General features: G+C 63.8%; 20 protein-coding genes. 15 read left to right on the top strand and 5 right to left on the bottom strand.

The window, feature by feature from the left end; translation table 11 throughout:
* From HNQ95_RS21140 to HNQ95_RS21130, 3 genes are all read left to right on the top strand, one after another.
* Positions 1-414 (top strand): (deoxy)nucleoside triphosphate pyrophosphohydrolase, encoded by a 414-nt coding sequence (locus tag HNQ95_RS21140; protein WP_182575194.1) that lies wholly within the window; start codon positions 1-3, stop codon positions 412-414.
* A 110-nt stretch (positions 415-524) separates the two neighbouring features.
* Positions 525-839, top strand: coding sequence for a hypothetical protein (locus HNQ95_RS21135; protein WP_067957770.1), 315 nt, complete (start codon positions 525-527; stop codon positions 837-839).
* A 102-nt stretch (positions 840-941) separates the two neighbouring features.
* Complete coding sequence (locus HNQ95_RS21130; protein ID WP_083948485.1) at positions 942-1,103, top strand: Flp family type IVb pilin; 162 nt, start codon at positions 942-944, stop codon at positions 1,101-1,103.
* 101 nt (positions 1,104-1,204) lie between these two features.
* On the opposite strand, the gene HNQ95_RS21125 is transcribed toward HNQ95_RS21130, so the two are convergent.
* The gene (locus tag HNQ95_RS21125; protein ID WP_182575195.1) at positions 1,205-2,077 is read right to left on the bottom strand and encodes a methyltransferase domain-containing protein; all 873 of its coding nucleotides are present in this window, start codon (positions 2,075-2,077) and stop codon (positions 1,205-1,207) included.
* Positions 2,078-2,133: 56 nt separating this feature from the next.
* Here HNQ95_RS21125 and HNQ95_RS21120 point away from each other — a divergent pair, with 56 nt between their 5' ends.
* From HNQ95_RS21120 to HNQ95_RS21105, 4 genes are read left to right on the top strand one after another with little or no spacing between them, the layout of a single operon-like run.
* Complete coding sequence (locus HNQ95_RS21120) at positions 2,134-2,919, top strand: ComF family protein (RefSeq protein WP_182575196.1); 786 nt, start codon at positions 2,134-2,136, stop codon at positions 2,917-2,919.
* Positions 2,920-2,945: 26 nt separating this feature from the next.
* Positions 2,946-3,209 (top strand): glutaredoxin 3, encoded by a 264-nt coding sequence (gene grxC / locus HNQ95_RS21115; RefSeq protein ID WP_067957776.1) that lies wholly within the window; start codon positions 2,946-2,948, stop codon positions 3,207-3,209.
* A gap of 15 nt (positions 3,210-3,224) precedes the next feature.
* Entirely contained in the window at positions 3,225-4,088 is an 864-nt protein-coding gene (locus HNQ95_RS21110) for a carbon-nitrogen hydrolase family protein (RefSeq protein ID WP_154386157.1), read from the top strand.
* Positions 4,085-4,510, top strand: coding sequence for a DUF1178 family protein (locus HNQ95_RS21105; RefSeq protein WP_067957782.1), 426 nt, complete (start codon positions 4,085-4,087; stop codon positions 4,508-4,510). The genes HNQ95_RS21110 and HNQ95_RS21105 overlap by 4 nt, the downstream gene beginning before the upstream one ends.
* Before the next feature lie 53 nt (positions 4,511-4,563).
* Here the strand turns inward: HNQ95_RS21105 and HNQ95_RS21100 are convergent, their stop codons facing one another.
* The 3 genes from HNQ95_RS21100 to HNQ95_RS21090 all read right to left on the bottom strand — a co-directional run bounded on the left by HNQ95_RS21100 (position 4,564) and on the right by HNQ95_RS21090 (position 6,094).
* The gene (locus HNQ95_RS21100; protein WP_115730729.1) at positions 4,564-4,941 is read right to left on the bottom strand and encodes a VOC family protein; all 378 of its coding nucleotides are present in this window, start codon (positions 4,939-4,941) and stop codon (positions 4,564-4,566) included.
* Positions 4,942-5,070: 129 nt separating this feature from the next.
* Positions 5,071-5,412 (bottom strand): MmcQ/YjbR family DNA-binding protein, encoded by a 342-nt coding sequence (locus tag HNQ95_RS21095; RefSeq protein WP_154386158.1) that lies wholly within the window; start codon positions 5,410-5,412, stop codon positions 5,071-5,073.
* Positions 5,413-5,515: 103 nt separating this feature from the next.
* A complete protein-coding gene (locus tag HNQ95_RS21090) occupies positions 5,516-6,094 on the bottom strand; it encodes a winged helix DNA-binding protein (protein ID WP_154386159.1) in 579 nt (192 codons plus the stop codon).
* Positions 6,095-6,207: 113 nt separating this feature from the next.
* Between HNQ95_RS21090 and HNQ95_RS21085 the strand changes: the two genes are divergently transcribed.
* Together HNQ95_RS21085 and HNQ95_RS21080 are read left to right on the top strand one after the other, a co-directional pair.
* On the top strand, positions 6,208-7,332 hold the full coding sequence (locus HNQ95_RS21085) for an LLM class flavin-dependent oxidoreductase (protein WP_182575197.1): 1,125 nt from the start codon (positions 6,208-6,210) through the stop codon (positions 7,330-7,332).
* Between the two features lie 75 nt (positions 7,333-7,407).
* Positions 7,408-7,863 carry a flavin reductase family protein gene (locus HNQ95_RS21080; RefSeq protein WP_182575198.1) on the top strand — a complete coding sequence of 152 codons (456 nt, stop codon included), beginning with the start codon at positions 7,408-7,410 and terminating at the stop codon, positions 7,861-7,863.
* A 25-nt stretch (positions 7,864-7,888) separates the two neighbouring features.
* Here HNQ95_RS21080 and ubiG read toward each other — a convergent pair whose 3' ends face one another.
* Positions 7,889-8,635, bottom strand: a complete 747-nt coding sequence (gene ubiG, locus HNQ95_RS21075) for a bifunctional 2-polyprenyl-6-hydroxyphenol methylase/3-demethylubiquinol 3-O-methyltransferase UbiG (RefSeq protein WP_182575199.1) — start codon at positions 8,633-8,635, stop codon at positions 7,889-7,891.
* 295 nt (positions 8,636-8,930) lie between these two features.
* On the opposite strand from ubiG, the gene HNQ95_RS21070 reads away from it, so the two are divergent.
* The 6 genes from HNQ95_RS21070 (at position 8,931) to clpB (ending at position 18,509) form a co-directional block, all read left to right on the top strand.
* Positions 8,931-10,205: an aspartate kinase gene (locus HNQ95_RS21070; RefSeq protein ID WP_067957796.1), complete on the top strand. Its 1,275-nt coding sequence runs from the start codon at positions 8,931-8,933 to the stop codon at positions 10,203-10,205.
* 76 nt (positions 10,206-10,281) lie between these two features.
* On the top strand, positions 10,282-12,558 hold the full coding sequence (gene ptsP, locus HNQ95_RS21065) for a phosphoenolpyruvate--protein phosphotransferase (RefSeq protein WP_154386162.1): 2,277 nt from the start codon (positions 10,282-10,284) through the stop codon (positions 12,556-12,558).
* Entirely contained in the window at positions 12,555-13,634 is a 1,080-nt protein-coding gene (gene prfA, locus HNQ95_RS21060) for a peptide chain release factor 1 (RefSeq protein WP_154386163.1), read from the top strand. Before ptsP ends, prfA begins: the two co-directional genes overlap by 4 nt.
* On the top strand, positions 13,627-14,481 hold the full coding sequence (gene prmC / locus HNQ95_RS21055) for a peptide chain release factor N(5)-glutamine methyltransferase (protein WP_182575200.1): 855 nt from the start codon (positions 13,627-13,629) through the stop codon (positions 14,479-14,481). Before prfA ends, prmC begins: the two co-directional genes overlap by 8 nt.
* A gap of 334 nt (positions 14,482-14,815) precedes the next feature.
* On the top strand, positions 14,816-15,589 hold the full coding sequence (locus HNQ95_RS21050; RefSeq protein WP_083948486.1) for a DUF4167 domain-containing protein: 774 nt from the start codon (positions 14,816-14,818) through the stop codon (positions 15,587-15,589).
* Positions 15,590-15,902: 313 nt separating this feature from the next.
* Complete coding sequence (clpB, locus tag HNQ95_RS21045; RefSeq protein WP_067957806.1) at positions 15,903-18,509, top strand: ATP-dependent chaperone ClpB; 2,607 nt, start codon at positions 15,903-15,905, stop codon at positions 18,507-18,509.
* The last annotated feature ends 127 nt before the right edge of the window (positions 18,510-18,636 follow it).

Raw genomic sequence — 18,636 nt, 5'->3', positions numbered from 1 at the left:
TTGACCCATCAGGGAAAACGCCTGCTTCTGGTGGCCGCCTGCGCGCTCGTCGACGCCGATGGTCGCGTGCTTCTGGCCCAGCGTCCCGAAGGCAAGTCGCTTGCCGGCCTGTGGGAATTCCCCGGCGGCAAGGTCGAGCCGGGCGAAACGCCGGAAGAAACCCTCATTCGCGAGCTGCGCGAGGAGATCGGCATCGAGACCAAGACGGCGTGCTTGGCACCGCTGACCTTCGCCAGCCACACCTATGACGACTTTCATCTGCTGATGCCGCTCTATGTCTGCCGCCGCTTCTGGGGCATTCCGGAGCCGAAGGAAGGCCAGACCCTTAAATGGGTGCGGCCCAAGCAGATGCGCGACTACCCCATGCCGCCTGCCGACGAGCCGCTAATTCCGTTCCTCATCGACCTGCTTTGATGGGCATGTCTGCCAGCGTTAAGCCAAAGTTTATCCAATCGTGAAAAATTGAATGGCCGCCGCCCGCCTCGGCTGCGCATCGACACGGCTTTTCGCGAGGGACGTTGCCAATGCAAGCTGACAACGAGTGGGACCTCATCCGCCCAGAGCGATCGTCCCCGACTGCGAGGGCGCGGGCCGGCATCCTGCGCGTCTCGCTGCTGTTCGGCCTTATCGCGATAGCCCTGACCCTGTTCGCCACGCCGTTCCTGGAAGACAGGGCGCGTCCAATCCTCGGCCAGTTGCGCCTTGACGGGCTCGACTACACCGCCACAGGATCGGTCAGCCGCACCAACACCTACACGCTACGCCGTTCGGTGCTGCAGGAAACGCCGCAGTCGGTGTGTGTCATTCATCCGCACGGCGAGCATACCGGCGACTGCTGACGATACCCGCTTATCGCTTCACCGCCTGTTAAGCGTGCGCCGTTAACCTTTCTTAAGACGTCGGCGTTATGGTCGGTCAACAATGACGGGTGGACGCGACCGATGATCAGGCGATTTCTCAGGAACGAAAGAGGCGCTACGGCGATCGAATACAGCCTGATCGCGACGCTCATCGCCCTGGGGATCATCGGCGGCCTGGGCCAGTTCGGCACAGCCCTTCAGCTCTACTGGGAAAACATCGGCACCAAGGTCGCCGTGCACTAGAGGTTTCCGCTTTTCTTCGATTTGCGAGATCCCTCTATCTCTTTGTTTTTACTCAATTTCGGACGGAAAGCCGCCGTACATTTTTCATGGAATTGTAACCGCTATTGCTTGCCGTCCTCGCCAAGCACCTTTGTCAGCGACACCTGCGCCGAACCCGGCTTGAGCGGCTTCTGCTGCGAGGCATCAGGCGCCCAGCCTGACAACCAGACGAACGAAAAGCTCGCCCGCACCCTTCCATCAGGATCGGAGAAGCGCTCGGCGTAGATCTCGGCCGCGCGCTGGAACAGCCGGCGTGTCGCAGGTCTCCGTGACCGGTCGGCAAGCGCGCTGGTCGCCCCCATCGCGCGCAGGTCCTGCATCAGCCCGAACATCGTGTCGTAGCGCACCGTCACCGTCTCGACATCGGCGACCGGCAAGGCAAAGCCTGCCCGCTGCAGCAGCCCGCCGGCATCGCGTACGTCGGTGAAGGGGATAACGCGCGGGCTGGCGCCGCCCGAAAGCTCCGTCTCGGCGGCGAGCAGGCTTTCGCGCAGTTCGACGAGCGTGCCGGCACCAGCAAGCACGCCGAGGAACAGCCCGTCCGGCTTCAGTGCGCGGCGGATCTGGATCAGCTGGCCGGGGATGTCGTTGGCTTCCTGCAGCGCCAGAAGCGATACGGCGATGTCGATGCTCGCCGGATCCAGCGCGATCGTCTCGGGATCCGACACGACGCCCGGTCCGCCGCCGAGAAAGGCCCTGTCGGCTTCGACGCGAAGCAATTCGTCGACCTTGCCGCTGGCAGCCAGAACCGCGGTTGCCGCCGGGCTGACCGAGAAGATCGCTGCGCCGCGCGTGAACTTGCGCTCGACCGTCGAGAGACGTTCGCCGAGGTCTTCAGCCGCGCGAGCCATCAGGAAGTCGGCGCCTGGTGTAGCTTGCGCCAGGGCTCGGCGCCGGTGCGCGATCACGAGGCTGGCGTCGAAAATGGCTTGCACGTCGAGATGTCCTTTTTTGCCGGGTTTCTGCTATGGTCGCCCGACCCGAACCTGTCGTGGCCGATCCTATGGCTGAGATCAAGAGCCTCGCATTGTCAGTTGCCGCTTGGCCGGCGCGGATGCTGTTCCCGCCTGTCTGCGCCGGTTGCCGCCGCCAGGTCACGCAACCCGGTGCCTTGTGCGGTGCCTGCTGGCCGCAATTGCGCTTCCTCGAAAAGCCCTGGTGCGAGGTGATGGGCACGCCGTTCAGCCATGATTTCGGCACCGGCTTCCTGTCCGCCGAGGCGATCGCCAACCCGCCGCCCTTTAGCAGGGCCCGCGCCGCCGTCGCCTATACCGGCATCGCCCGGCGCATGGTCCAGGGCCTCAAGTTCCACGACCGCACCGACCTCGCGCCGTGGATGGCGCGCTGGATGCTGCGAGCGGGCGCCGAGCTCATTGCCGATGCTGAGGTCGTCGTGCCCGTGCCCTTGCACTGGCGGCGTTTCTTCTGGCGCCAGTACAACCAGTCGGCGGAACTCGCCCGTGCCATAGCGTCGCTCTCCGGCCTGCCGTTTGCGCCGATGGCGGTGCGCCGCACCAAGCGCACGCGCCAGCAGATCGGCCTTGGCCAGCGCGAGCGAGAGGACAATGTGCGTGCGGCCTTCCTGGTCCCGCCCGAAGCCGAGATCGACGTCAGAGGCAGACGGGTGCTGGTGGTCGACGACGTCTACACGACAGGCGCCACTGTCGCGGCGGTGACACGTGCGCTCAGGAAAGGCGGCGCCGGCGCCGTCGACGTGCTGACTTTCGCCAGGGTTTTGCCGGGGGACTTCCGGCCCGACGATACGGACACTATATAGTCGACCAAGGACAACGGATTTTCGTCATGGTCGATGTGACTATCTATACGCGCATGATGTGTGGCTACTGTACTGCGGCCAAGCGCCTTCTCGAGCGCAAGGGCGTTGCATTCACCGAGCATGACGCTAGCTTCTCGCCCGAGCTTCGGCAGGAAATGATCACCCGCGCCAATGGCCGTGCGACCTTCCCGCAGATTTTCATTGGCAACACCCATGTCGGCGGTTGCGACGACCTGCATGACCTAGACGCGCAAGGCAGGCTCGACCAGCTTCTTGCCGCCGGCGCATAGACCCGAGGACGGACAATGGCGATTTTCAAGGCGGCAGCGGTGCAGATGCGTTCGGGCAAGGAGCCGGAGCGCAATGCACTCGATTTCGAGGCACTGGTGCGCGAGGCTGCCGGTCTCGGCGCCACTTATGTGCAGACGCCCGAAATGACCGGCGCCATCGTCGGCGACAAGGATGCGCGCGCCGCGGCCTTCACCTCCGAGGATCGCGACCTGATCGTCGCCTTGGGCCGCAAACTTGCAGCCGAGCTTGGCATCCATCTGCATGTCGGCTCGACCGCGATCGTGCGCGCCGATGGCAAGCTCGCCAACCGCGCCTTCCTGTTCGGCCCCGACGGCGGCGCGCTTGCCACCTACGACAAGATCCACATGTTTGACGTCGACCTCGACAATGGCGAAAGCTGGCGCGAATCTTCGGCCTATGAGCCGGGCACCGAAGCCATCGTTGCCGACACGTCGCTGGCAAAGATCGGCTTTGCCATCTGCTACGACCTGCGGTTCCCGCAACTTTTCCGCGCCGAGGCGCTGGCTGGTGCCGAGCTGCTCACCGTTCCCGCCGCCTTCACGCGCCAGACCGGCCTTGCCCATTGGCATCCGCTGCTGCGGGCGCGCGCCATCGAAAACGGCGCCTTCGTCATCGCCTCCGCCCAGGGCGGCAAGCATGAGGACGGCCGGGAGACCTTCGGCCATTCGCTGATCATCGATCCGTGGGGCCGCATCCTGGCCGAAGCCGACCATGACGAGCCGGGCGTCATCATCGCCGAGATCGACACCCAGCATTCGGCCGACGCACGCAAGAAGATCCCCAATCTCAAGAACGCTCGCGAATTCGGCGTCGCGCTTCGCGCGGGCCAGGGAGCGCTCCGGGGAGCCGCATCTTGATCCGCTTTTCGCTGCATTGCGACCACGCGCATGACTTCGAGGGCTGGTTCCGCAGCAACGACGACTTCGAGACCCAGCGCAAGCGCGGTTTCGTCTCCTGCCCGGAATGCGGCTCGCAAAAGGTCGAAAAGGCGCTGATGGCGCCGGCCGTCTCGACCTCGCGCAAGCAGGAAAAGGTGGCGCTCGCCATGGGAGAGCAGCAGCGCAAGATGATGGCCGCCCTCAAGGACCTGTCCGAGAAGGTTCGCGAGAATGCCGAGAATGTCGGCGACAAGTTCGCCGAGGAGGCGCGCAAGATCCATTTTGGCGAGACCGAAGCCCGCGGCATCTACGGCGCCGCCACGCTCGACGAGGCCAAGGGCCTTGCCGAAGACGGCATCGAATTCATGCCGCTTCCGGTGTTCCCCGAAGACCGGAACTGAGCCGGGACGTTCCTCTTCTCCCCGAAAAGGTCTGCCGCGTCCTCGGCGCCAAGCTAGATACGCTGTCCCACGTCGATCCTGTTGCCGTCGGGGTCGGCAAACACGAAGGCCCGCTGGCCGTAGTCCTTGTCTTTCAGCGATTTGATGATCCGAACGCCGGCGGCCTCGCAGATGGCGTAGAGCGCGTCGATGTCGTCGACGAACATGTGGAACGCGTTGACGGTTGAAGGCGCGTGGTCGCGGCTCTGGCTCAGATGGATCTCGGCGGCGTCCTTCTTCAGCACCATGAAACCCACGGGACTACCGTTCTCGAACACTTTCTGCATGCCGAGGATTTCGGAATAGAAGCGGAATGCCGCCTGGATGTCACGGACGGCAAGGCCTGGGGCCGCCCGGCCGAAGGTGATCGAATGAATGGGGGATGGACTCATAATGTGCTCCTGATGGCGAAAAGGCAGGGGCGGCGATGCGCATACCAGGTGAGGAGCGGTGTCCTGCGGGCAAGCTCGCATGGAAACGGACATGAGGGAAGACCCATCGCACCTCAGGTGCGATCGTCCTCAGCCACCCGCCAGGTCGAAGGCCTTGCGCAAGGTGACTGGTGCGGTGTTGCGCCAGGCGGCGACCAGCGCGCTGCGCAGCGTCGGCTCGTCCGCTGCCGCCAGCATCACCCGCGTCCAGCCCTGCTTGCCCCAGCCGCCTTCGACCGGCCGGAACACCGTGGTCTCCGCTCCGCACATCACTTCCTGCTGGTCGCGCGTCAGCTTGATCACGGCATTGCCGTCCTCGGGCAGGGTGGCGAAGACACGGTCGCGGACACGGAAGTCGGGCTTGCCGAAATGCGATTTCTCGGTCGCCCCTGGCAGTTCCAGGGCGATGCGTCTGACATCTTCAGGTGTCATGGTATTCGAACCCGTAATTGTCTGCCCTTAATATCGAGAGTTGCCGCGGACAGCGCAAGTTGCGCAGGGGCGCTTCACGACCAAATCGCTGCCGAGGACGTCCTCAGTCACCTTCGGCCTCGGGATCGAGCTGCGGATGGCGGCGGCGGTGGGTGGCGGCGACGCGGGCGGCCTGTTCGTAGATACCTGTCACCAATTCCAGCGTGTGTGCTGCGTCGGCCAGCTTGGCGGCCAGGTCGGGCACGCGGGTCACCGCATCGATGAGCAGCACCGAGCGGATATCAGCGTAGCGCTCTGTGACGCGATGGCCGAGCGGCGTCACCTCATAGGTCACGCCGGTCCTGCCGCTGCCGGTGCGCTTGACGAAACCGCCCTTGATCAGCTTGCGCAGGCTGTACTGGATGTTGGGAATATCCTCGCGATTGGTCATGTGGGCGAGGTCATGGATGGTCTTGGGCCGATCGTTCATTCGGATGACGTGCAGCAAGGCGTTCTCTGCACCCGTCGCCGAAAATTCGATCACCGTGGCGAGGCATTCCGCCTGCCAGCGTCCGAACGCTTCGTAGGAGCGCATCAACGCATATTCGACTTCGGTGACGTCGATTTCGAGCGGCGTCCGGGCGAGATGCCAGCCGCGATCAAGCAGTTCGGAGCCCGGTACAGGTTTGTTTTCCTTGCTCATTCTTCGCCCTCCTGAACCTTCGGACCATGCCTTGCCGTGGCACATTGCGTCTACATGAATTTATGATAGACTTTCTATTATAAAGTTCATTTTATGGGGGGGGAGACCCAAACATGAGCATGCTCGGCGCCACTGCATCCGCAGTGCAACCCTTCTTTCTCGGCACCTTTGCGTCCAACTGTTCCAGCGGCATGACCGTCACCAAGATACCGGATCGCTGGGACAATTCCTGGGGCAACAATCTGCGCCTCGGCAAGCTTCTCGACGACGCCGGCATCGACTTCATGCTGCCGATCGCCCGCTGGATCGGTTATGGCGGCGAGACCAATTTCCACGGCAACGTGCTGGAGACGATGACCTGGGCGACGGCGCTTCTAGCCCACACCCGCAACATCACGGTCTTCGCCACCATCCACACTGTCGCCAACCATCCTGTTGTCGTTGCCAAGCAACTGGCAACGATCGACCAGATCAGCGGTGGACGCGTCGGCCTCAACATCGTTGCGGGCTGGAACAAGCCCGAATATGAAGCGCTTGGCCTGACGCTGCCCGACGATCACGTCACCCGCTATGGCTATGCCCAGGAATGGTTCGACGTGGTCAGGGCATTGTGGAGCCGCGCCGAGGCCTTCGACTGGGACGGCACCTATTTCAAGCTCAAGCAGGTTCTTGGCGATCCAAGGCCTTCGGCGCGCCTGCCGATCCTCAACGCTGCCGGCTCCGATCATGGCCGCAAGTTCGCGATCCAGAACGCCGACTTCCTGTTCACCCCGGCGATCGACCTGGCCCGCTCGAAGGACGAGATCGCCGCGCTGAAGGCGCAGTCGAAGCAGGCCAGCCGCGCAGTCGATGTGCTGACCTTCTCGCATGTCGTCTGCCGTCCGACTGAAAGGGAGGCACTCGACTTCCTCAACTATTCGGCCCGGGAGAACGCCGATTGGGAGGCCGTCGACAATCTCGTCCGGCTACAGTTCGCCCATGCACAGTCCTTCCCGCACGATCTGCTCGCACTCATCCGCGACCGCATGGCGGCGGGTCATGGCGGCTTCCCGCTTGTCGGCACGCCTGAGCAGGTGGCGGATAACATCACCGCGCTTCATGAAACAGGCTTCCGCGGAACCACCTTGTCGTTCGTCGATTACGCCGAGGAATTCCCCTATTTCCGTGACAACGTCCTGCCGATCCTGGAGGCGCGAGGCATACGCATCCCGCCTCTGGCGAAGCGTTCGGCGGCGTGAAGGGCGACGAGGTCATGACGATCCCCATTTCTGTTCCTCTCGTTCCCGTGGGGGGGCGCTGATTTCCGCGCCGCCATGCGGCTCATCGTCGGCAATGTCAGCGTCATCACCGCCGGCGTCGGCGATGACCGCTCAGGACTGGTGGTGATTTCGGTCGTTTCACTGTCGGCCGAGCCACCCAAGGTCATCGCCTGCGTCAACCGGTCGTCGTCGACCTGGTCGGTCATCGAGCGGCATGGCCATTTCGCCGTCAATTCGCTTGGGCCGCAGCATCAGCAGGTCGCCGAGCGTTTTTCCGGCTTCGGCGGCATCAAGGGCAATGAACGCTACGAAGGTGCTGACTGGCTCACGCTGAAGACCGGGGCGTCGGTGCTGTCGGATGCGGTCGCCGCTTTCGATTGCAGCCTCGACGAGATGATTGATCGCGGCACGCATTCGATCATCATCGGCTCGGTCGAGGCGGTCAGGACGCAGGATGCCGGTCAGGCGCTGCTCTACTGGCGCGGCGGTTACCGGCCGCTCGACGCCTGATGTCGGACCGACGGGAGAGGCGGCCTCAGGCCGCCTTTTCCGCCAGCACCATGTAGTTGACGTCCATGTCGCGGGATTTCTGCCAGCGGTCGGCCAGCGGATTGTAGATCACGCCGGTGCGGTCGATGGTGGCAAGGCCGGCGCCCGTCAGCGCCTTGTCCAGCTCGTCGGGGCGCACCAGCTTGCCGTACTGGTGAGTGCCGCGCGGCAGCCAGCGAAGCACGTATTCGGCGCCGACGATGGCGAGACCGAGCGCCTTTAAGGTGCGGTTGATGGTGGCGACGAACATGATGCCGCCGGGCTTGACCATCTCGCCGCACTTGCTGACGAACAGCTCCACGTCGGCGACGTGCTCGACAACTTCCATGTTGAGGATGATGTCGAACTTCTCGCCGGCGTCAGCGAGATCCTCGGCCGTGGTGGCGCGGTAATCCACCTTTACGCCGCTTTCGGCGGCATGGATCTTGGCTACCTCGATATTGGTGGCGGAGGCGTCGGCGCCGACCACTTCGGCGCCCAGGCGTGCCATCGGCTCGCACAGCAGGCCGCCGCCACAGCCGATGTCGAGGATGCGCAGGCCCTCGAAGGGCCTTGCGGCGTGAGTGTCGCGGCCAAAACGCTGGGCGACCTGGTCGCGGATGTAGCCGAGGCGGACGGGGTTGAATTTGTGCAGCGGACGGAACTTGCCGTTGGGGTTCCACCATTCGGCTGCGAGCGCCGAGAACCGCTCGACTTCTCCGGCATCGATCGTCGATGGGCGGGGATCTGGCATTGCTGTGGTCTCCGTCGGGCGCAAGGAAGTTGGGCGAGCGCAAGGAAGTCGTGTCTGGCGTCCCGATTGTCAAGGTGACATTTCCGCGAGCACCCATGCACTGCCCCGCGAGCCGTACCCATGGCGCTGTGCCGGCAAAAAAAGTCGCGATGATTTGTCTGGCCGGGCGTCCTTGCGGAATGCGTGGGTTTTGGCTATGCAGGCCGCGCATTCGACACCGTGCAATTCATCGGTGTTTTCATTCATTTTCCGGCCCCGTCGGGGCCGGCGTATTTGGCAAGGGCATTTCGCTTCTATGGCGCGCATCGTGATGAAATTCGGCGGGACATCCGTCGCCGACATCGCCCGAATCCGCAACGTGGCGCGTCATGTCAAACGCGAGGTCGACGCCGGCCACGAAGTCGCTGTCGTCGTCTCGGCGATGTCGGGCAAGACCAACGAGCTGGTCGGCTGGGTGCAGGAGGCTTCGAAGGCCGAAGGCGCCAATTTCAACATTTACGACGCCCGCGAATATGACGCTGTGGTCGCCTCGGGCGAGCAGGTGACGTCGGGATTGCTGGCACTTGCGCTGCAGGCGATGGGGATAAATGCACGCTCCTGGCAGGGCTGGCAGATTCCGATCAAGACCGACAACGCCCATGGTGCCGCCCGCATCCTCGACATCGACGGCTCGTTCCTGATCAAGCGTTTCCAGGAAGGCCAGGTTGCTGTCGTCGCCGGTTTCCAGGGCATCGGCCCGGACAACCGCATCGCCACGCTGGGCCGTGGCGGGTCCGATACGTCGGCTGTCGCAATCGCGGCAGCGGTCAAGGCCGATCGCTGCGATATCTACACCGATGTCGACGGAGTCTATACGACCGACCCGCGCATCGAGCCCAAGGCGCGTCGCCTGTCGCGCATTTCGTTTGAAGAAATGCTCGAAATGGCTTCGCTCGGCGCGAAGGTGCTGCAGGTCCGCTCGGTCGAACTGGCCATGGTGCACAAGGTCCGTACCTTTGTGCGTTCTTCCTTCGAGGATCCCGATGCGCCCGGCATGGGCGATTTCCTCAACCCGCCTGGTACTCTCATTTGTGACGAGGATGAAATCGTGGAACAGCAGGTCGTCACCGGAATTGCCTATGCCAAGGACGAAGCCCAGGTCTCGCTGCGCCGTGTCGCGGACCGGCCGGGCGTTGCCGGCGGCATCTTCGGCCCATTGGCCGAGGCCAACATCAATGTCGACATGATCGTCCAGAACATTTCCGAGGACGGCAAGTTCACCGACATGACCTTCACCGTGCCGTCGGGCGACGTCAACAAGGCGCTTGCCGTGCTCGAGAAGATCCGCCCCGACATCGGCTATGATGCCGTCCAGCACGACGAGGGCATGTCCAAGGTGTCGGTCATCGGCATCGGTATGCGCAGCCATGCCGGCGTCGCCGCCACGGCCTTCCAGGCACTGGCATCGAAGGGCATCAACATCCGCGCCATCACCACCTCCGAGATCAAGATTTCGATCCTTATCGACGGGCCTTATACTGAACTTGCGGTTCGGACTTTGCATTCCGTCTACGGTCTGGATAAGCAGTAGTATTAGGAGTCGAGCGTCACCGCGTTGCCGGCGTGGCAAGCACGTGCCGCGCCGGGTCCAACCATGGAGACGGTGAATGATACGTGACATGGCCGCCGGGCCGCGCGTACTTCTGAAACGGCTCCGCGAATTGATGGCGGAGCCCCTCGAGCCACAGGAACGGCTCGACAGGATCGTGCGCGATATCGCCGCCAACATGGTGGCCGAAGTCTGCTCGCTCTATGTGCTCCGCGCCGACTCGGTGCTCGAGCTCTATGCGACCGTCGGTCTCAATCCCAACGCCGTCCACCTGGCGCAGTTGCGTCTCGGCCAGGGTCTGGTCGGCACGATTGCTGCCAGCGCCCGCGCGCTCAACCTGTCCAACGCCCAGGAACATCCCGCCTTCGCCTACCTGCCGGAGACAGGCGAGGAGATCTACCATTCGTTCCTCGGCGTGCCGGTGCTCAGGGCAGGGCGCACGCTCGGCGTTCTGGTCGTCCAGAACAAGACCATGCGGCACTACCGCGACGATGAGATCGAGGCGCTCGAAACCACCGCCATGGTGATTGCCGAGATGATCGCCTCGGGCGACATTGGTCGCCTCAGCCGTCCCGGCCTCGAACTCGATCTGTCGCGCCCGGCGAGCTTCACCGGCATTGCCTTCAACGAAGGTGTCGGCCTCGGCCATGTCGTGCTGCACGAGCCGCGCATCGTCGTCACCAACCTGTTCAACGAAGACAGCGACGAGGAGCTGCGCCGACTCGAGGATTCGCTCGGTTCCCTGCGCTTGTCGATCGACGACATGCTCGAACGCCGCGACGTCGCCTTCGAGGGCGAGCACCGCGAGGTTCTCGAAGCCTACCGGATGTTTGCCAACGACCGTGGCTGGGTGCGCCGTCTCGAAGAGGCGATCCGCAACGGCCTGACGGCGGAAGCTGCGGTCGAAAAGGTGCAGAGCGACATGCGCGCGCGCATGATGCACATGACCGATCCTTATCTGCGCGAGCGGATGAGCGATTTCGACGACCTAGCCAACCGCCTTTTGCGCCAGCTGCTGGGTCGCGGCCCCGAGACCATCGCCGAGAGCCTGCCCAAGGACGCCATCATCGTTGCGCGTTCGATGGGGGCGGCCGAGCTGCTCGACTATCCGCGGGATCGCTTGCGCGGCCTGGTGCTGGAAGACGGTGCGCCGACGTCCCACGTCGTCATCGTCGCGCGCGCCATGGGCATCCCCGTCGCCGGACAGATGAAGGGCGTCGTTTCCATGTCGGAGAACGGCGATCCGATCATCGTCGACGGTGTCGAAGGCGCTGTCCACCTTCGGCCGCAGCCCGATCTCGAAGCAGCCTATGCTGAAAAGGTGCGCTTTCGCGCCCGCCGCCAGGAACTCTACCGCGAACTGCGCAAGAAGCCGTCCGAAACAAAGGACGGCGTCAAGGTCGACCTGTTGATGAATGCCGGCCTCGCCGTCGACCTGCCGCAGCTCGCCGAGGCGGGGGCTGCCGGCATCGGCCTGTTCCGCACCGAGCTGCAGTTCATGGTGGCCTCGACGTTCCCGCGCGCCGAAGCGCAGGAGAAGCTCTACCGCGACGTGCTCGACACTGCGCGTGGCCGTCCCGTCACCTTCCGCACCATCGACATTGGCGGCGACAAGGTGCTGCCCTATTTCAAGGGCTCGGCGCAGGAAGAAGAAAACCCCGCACTTGGCTGGCGCGCCATCCGCCTCACGCTCGACCGTCCCGGCTTGTTGCGTACCCAGATCCGGGCGCTGCTCAAAGCCGCTGGCGGACGCGAGCTCAAGGTCATGCTGCCGATGGTCACCGAGCTTGGCGAGATCGCCCAGGCGCGCGAGATTATCGACCGCGAGGTCCGCCACCTCTCCCGCTTCGCGCACCATTTGCCGACGAGCCTGAAACTCGGCGCGATGATCGAGGTGCCGTCGCTGTTGTGGCAGCTCGACGAGCTGATGCAGGCCGTCGATTTCGTCTCGGTCGGCTCAAACGATCTGTTTCAGTTCGTCATGGCCGCCGACCGCGGCAACACTCAGCTTGCCGACCGCTTCGACACGCTGTCGGTGCCGTTCCTGCGCGTGCTGAAGCAGATCGCCGATGCCGGCCTGCGCAACCACACGCCGGTGACCCTGTGCGGCGAGCTCGCCGGGAAGCCGATCTCCGCGATGGCGCTGCTTGGCCTCGGCTACCGCTCTATCTCGATGTCGCCTGCTTCCATCGGTCCGGTCAAGGCGATGCTGACCGAACTGCCGCTTGGCGAACTTACCGCCTTCCTCGACGATAACCTTGCCGGTCCTGCCGCCCGCCTGCCGATGCGCGCGCTGCTCCAGGCCTTTGCGGACGACCGTTCCATACCATTATGATCAGCCTGCCCCACGACAGAATGAACCAAGTCGTCAAACGCTTCGACATGCTCGAAGCGCAGATGGCCGCCGGTCCGGCGCCCGACGTCTACGTCAAGCTCGCCTCCGAATATTCCGACATCCAGGACCTCGTGGCCAGGATCCGCGAATTGCGCTCCGCCGAGCAGGAGCTCGTCGATCTCGATGCGATGCTATCCGACAAGGGTACCGACGCCGAGATGCGGGCGCTGGCCGAGATGGACAAGCCCGAGGTCGAGGAGCGTATCGAGGCGCTGCAGCGCGAAATCCAGATCCTGCTGTTGCCCAAGGATGCTGCGGACGACAAGAACGCCATCCTCGAGATCCGCGCCGGTACCGGCGGCGACGAGGCAGCGCTTTTTGCCGGCGACCTCTACCGCATGTACGAACGCTATGCTGCCTCCAAGGGCTGGCGGTTCGAGGTCGTGTCGGCAAGCGACGGCGATGCCGGCGGCTTCAAGGAAGTCATTGCGGGTGTCTCGGGCAAGGGCGTGTTCGCGCATCTGAAGTTCGAGTCGGGCGTGCACCGCGTCCAGCGCGTGCCGGCGACCGAGGCCAGCGGCCGCATCCACACCTCCGCCGCCACAGTCGCGGTGCTGCCGGAGGCGGAGGAGGTCGACATCGATATCCGCGCCGAAGACATCCGCATCGACACCATGCGTGCCTCGGGCTCCGGCGGCCAGCACGTCAACACCACCGACTCGGCGGTGCGCATCACCCATCTGCCCACCGGCATCATGGTGGTGCAGGCGGAAAAATCGCAGCACCAGAACCGTGCGCGTGCGATGCAGATCCTGCGTGCCCGGCTCTATGACCTGGAGCGCAGCCGTGCCGATGAGGAACGCTCGTCGTCGCGCAAGTCACAGGTGGGTTCCGGCGATCGCTCCGAGCGCATCCGCACCTATAATTTTCCGCAGGGGCGCCTGACCGACCACCGCATCAACCTGACACTCTACAAGCTCGACCGGGTGATGATGGGCGAACTCGACGAGGTCGTCGACGCGCTGATCTCCGATCACCAGTCGAAGCTGCTGGCCGACATGGGCTCGGATGGCTGAGCGTCCGCTCGGCGAACTTCTGCGCCACGCGCGCCAGCGCCTTGCCGGTGCGGGCATCGCCGACGCGGCGTTCGACGCGCGGCTGCTCGTCGAGCACTTTTCAGGCACCACGCGCAGCGACGCAATTGCTTCGCCCGACAGGCCTGTGGCGCAGGTGGCCGAGATCGAGGCGGCGCTCGATCGCCGTATCGCCGGCGAGCCCGTGCATCGCATCCTCGGCTACCGCGATTTCTATGGCATGCGGCTCAGTCTCTCCACCGAGACGCTCGAACCGCGCCCCGATACTGAAACACTCGTCGACGCCGTGTTGCCTTTCGTCCATGCGACCGCTGTGCGTGAGAGTGTCTGCCGCATCCTCGATCTCGGCACCGGCACAGGCGCGATTGCACTGGCGCTGGTCACCCAGGAGCCAAAGGCCGAGGCCATCGGCGTCGACGTCTCGGAGGATGCACTGGCGACCGCCGCGGCCAACGCCGAAGCTCTTGGCGTGTCATCACGCTTTTCGGCAAAAAAATCCAACTGGTTTGCCGAGATTCAGGGCCGCCACCATTTAATCGTCTCAAATCCTCCCTATATATCCACTTCAGAGATCGACGATTTGCAGAACGAGGTTCGCAATTTTGATCCGCGCCGCGCGCTCGACGGTGGCCCGGACGGTCTTGAGCCATACAGGATGATCGCGTCGGGTGCCGGGCGCCACCTTGAAGAAGGTGGCCTTATCGGGCTCGAAATCGGGCACGACCAGCGCCACGACGTGACCGTGATATTCGAGCAAGTCGGCTACCATTTATCCGCCCATTACAAGGACTTGGGTGGCAATGACCGGGTGCTCGTATTCAGCTGCTGAGCAAGGCTTTTGGGCACTGCAAAAAACCGCTTGGCAAGGAAAGTGAATGCCGCTAGGTTCCCGGCAACCGGATGAGACGAAGCAGGCAGTGCTGTTACAAGATTCGGTTTCCATCGAAACTAGCTGCCTTCTTGCGTAGACGACGCTCTAGCTTCGTGCGGGGATCGTCCGGCAAGTGACATGAACCGAAACAGGATGGCATGTGGCGCCGACGCAGCAAGACTGCGGGCGATCACCGGCGGAAAGATACGAAACGGCAGGCCGCCTAAGTGCCCCCGTTCGGATACTTCAACACAAAGAGAATCTGATGAGGCCACAACAGCAGAATAGGCGCATGCGCGGTCGGAATAACAACAATAATAACAACAATAATAACAACAACGGCAATAACAACCGCAAGGGTCCAAACCCGCTTACGCGTAACTACGAGAGCAACGGTCCGGACGTTAAGATCCGCGGCTCCGCGCAGCAGATCGCCGAAAAATACGCCACGCTGGCGCGCGATGCGCAAAGCTCAGGCGACCGCGTGATGGCCGAGAACTACCTACAGCACGCAGAGCACTATAATCGCATCATTGCCGCCGCCATGGCGCAGATGCCGATCCAGCAGCAGCAGCAGAGCCGCGACGACTTCGACGCCGACATGGACGACGAGCGCGACGAGGACAGCATCGGTAACAACGTTGCCGAGGTCCAGGTCCAGCAGCCTCAGCCTCAGCCGGTCGTCAACGGCACTGGCCCGCAGCCCGACATCGAAGGCACGCCGGCCGAGGTCGCTCTCAATCCGGAAGCCGCCGAAGGCCAGCCGCGCGAAGGCCGCCGCGAACGTCGTCCCAACCGCAACGAACGCCGCCCGCGCCATCAGGAGCAGCAGGCCGAAACTGCACCGACGGACGTCGTCGCCGTGGTCGAACAGCCGCAGCCTGACGTCGTGGTCACCGAGGCCGTCGTTGCTGAAGTTGCCCCTGCCACTGAGGCTGCCGAGGGCGAAGTTGTCGCGGCACCGCGTCGTGGCCGTCGTCCGCGCCGTGGCGAGCGCGCCGCAACCGAGGTGCAGGGCGAAGCCGGCGATACGCCGGCAGCCGAGCCTGCCGCCGTCGAAGGCTGATCGCCTTCGCAACCACGGGCTTCAAGCCATTTGAAAACGGCGGGATGAAAATCCCGCCGTTTTTGCTTTGACGTCGGCCAGGCGTGCCGGCCCGCAAATCGGGTTTGCTTTCGCAACGCACGACGCGCAGACTCCGGAAAACCCCGTATCATTTGGGCGTCAAAAAATGACGCCCAGCACTCCAGGTGTGCCTTGAGGTATATCGTCCTACGCACCATATCAGCCTCAGTTGGATCCGGCCCGGTCGGGCGGGTCCGTCACCTTGAACCTGGCCGGTGCCGCAAAGCGGGCCGGTACGGAATGGAGACACCGAATGAATCTTGAGAAGTATTCCGAGCGCGTCCGCGGCTTCATCCAGTCGGCCCAGACCTATGCGCTTTCCAACAATCACCAGCAGTTCACGCCCGAGCACATCCTCAAGGTGCTGATGGATGATGACGAAGGCCTTGCCTCGTCGCTGATCGAGCGCGCCGGCGGTAACGCCCGGGATGTCAGGCTCGGCGTCGAGGCCGCCATCAAGGCGATGCCGAAGGTCGAGGGCGCCGGCGGCCAGCTCTATCTGGCGCAGCCGCTCGCCAAGGTGTTTTCGACCGCAGAAGACCTGGCCAAGAAGGCCGGCGACAGCTTCGTCACCGTCGAGCGTCTGCTGACTGCGCTTGCCGTCGAGAAGTCGGCCAAGACCGCCGACATCCTCGCCAAGGCAGGTGTCACGGCGCAGGCGCTCAATGCTGCGATCAACGATATCCGCAAGGGCCGCACCGCCGACTCGGCTAGTGCCGAGCAGGGCTATGACGCGTTGAAGAAATACGCGCGCGACCTCACCGCCGATGCCCGCGCCGGCAAACTCGATCCGGTTATTGGCCGCGACGACGAGATCCGCCGCACCATCCAGGTGCTGTCACGGCGCACCAAGAACAATCCCGTACTGATCGGTGAGCCGGGCGTCGGCAAGACCGCCATCGCCGAAGGATTGGCCCTGCGCATCGTCAATGGCGACGTGCCCGAAAGCCTCAAGGACAAGCAACTGATGGCGCTCGACATGGGCGCGCTGATTGCCGGCGCCAAGTATCGCGGCGAGTTCGAGGAGCGGCTGAAGGCCGTTCTGTCGGAAGTCACCGCGGCTGCCGGCGGGATCATCCTGTTCATCGACGAGATGCACACGCTCGTCGGCGCCGGCAAGGCCGATGGCGCGATGGATGCGTCCAACCTGCTGAAACCGGCCTTGGCGCGCGGTGAGCTGCATTGCGTTGGTGCCACCACGCTCGATGAGTACCGCAAGCATGTCGAAAAGGACGCGGCCCTTGCTCGTCGCTTCCAGCCCGTGTTCGTTTCCGAGCCGACGGTCGAGGACACCATCTCGATCCTGCGTGGCCTGAAGGAGAAATACGAGCAGCACCACAAGGTGCGTATCTCGGACTCGGCACTGGTCGCGGCTGCCACGCTGTCGAACCGCTACATCACCGACCGCTTCCTGCCCGACAAGGCAATCGACCTCGTCGACGAGGCCGGCTCGCGGCTGCGCATGCAGATCGATTCCAAGCCGGAAGCCCTCGACGAGATCGACCGCCGCATCATGCAGCTGAAGATCGAACGCGAGGCGCTCAAGCTCGAAAAGGACGACGCCTCCCGCGACCGGCTCGAAAGGCTCGAGAAGGAGCTGGCCGGGCTCGAGGAAGAGTCGACCAGGGTGACCAGCCAGTGGATGGCCGAGAAGGAAAAACTCGGTCTCGCCGCCGACCTCAAGGGCCAGCTCGAGGAAGCCCGCAACGAACTCGCCATCGCCCAGCGCAAGGGCGAGTTCCAGAAGGCGGGCGAGCTTGCCTATGGCCGCATCCCCGAGCTCGAAAAGAAGCTCGTCGAGGCCGAGGCGCAGGAAAGCCGCGGCACGATGGTCGAGGAGACCGTCACGCCCGACCATGTCGGCCATGTCGTTTCGCGCTGGACCGGCATCCCGGTCGACAAGATGCTCGAAGGCGAGCGCGAGAAGCTGTTGCGGATGGAAGACGAGATCGGTGTTCGCGTCGTCGGCCAGGGCGAAGCCGTCCAGGCGGTGTCCAAGGCCGTCCGCCGTGCCCGTGCCGGCCTGCAGGATCCGAACCGGCCGATCGGCTCGTTCATGTTCTTGGGCCCGACCGGTGTCGGCAAGACCGAGCTCACCAAAGCGCTCGCCGACTATCTGTTCGACGACGAGCATGCGCTGGTGCGTATCGACATGTCCGAGTACATGGAGAAGCACTCCGTTGCCCGGCTGATCGGCGCACCTCCCGGCTATGTCGGCTACGAGGAGGGCGGGGCGCTGACCGAGGCCGTGCGGCGCAGGCCCTATCAGGTCGTGCTGTTCGACGAGATCGAAAAGGCGCATCCTGATGTCTTCAACGTGCTCCTGCAGGTGCTCGACGATGGCCGCCTGACCGATGGTCAGGGCCGCACCGTCGACTTCCGCAACACGCTGATCATCATGACGTCCAATCTCGGCGCCGAATATCTCGTGGCGCTCGGCGAGGACGAGGATGTCGACAAGGTCCGTGACGAGGTCATGGGCGTGGTCAAGGCGTCGTTCCGGCCGGAGTTCCTGAATCGTGTCGACGAGGTCATCCTGTTCCATCGCCTGCGTCGCCAGGACATGGGCCGGATCGTCGAGATCCAGCTCAAGCGGCTCGAAAAGCTGCTGTCCGATCGCAAGATCACGCTGTCGCTCGACAAGGACGCAATCGACTGGCTCGCCAACAAGGGGTACGACCCGGCCTATGGCGCCCGCCCGCTCAAGCGCGTCATCCAGAAGGAGCTGCAGGACCCGCTCGCCGAGAAGATTCTGATGGGCGACATTCTCGACGGCTCGACCGTCAAGATCACCTCGGGCTCGGACCGGCTCAACTTCCGCTCCAAGCCAACGGTGGTGAGCGAAGAGGCGGCTGCCTGAGCAGCGACAAAAGCCCTCCCCCTTCCTGGGGAGGGCTCAGACTGCTGACAAACCCCTGGCGAGAGTTGGGGGTTTGTGATTCAGTGGGTGATGTTGAAGCGAGCCGGCCCTGAACAAACCGCACTTG

The sequence above is a fragment of the Aminobacter ciceronei genome (genome assembly GCF_014138625.1).
Taxonomy (GTDB): Bacteria; Pseudomonadota; Alphaproteobacteria; order Rhizobiales; family Rhizobiaceae; genus Aminobacter; species Aminobacter ciceronei.
This window is presented reverse-complemented; position numbering and strand designations above follow the sequence as displayed.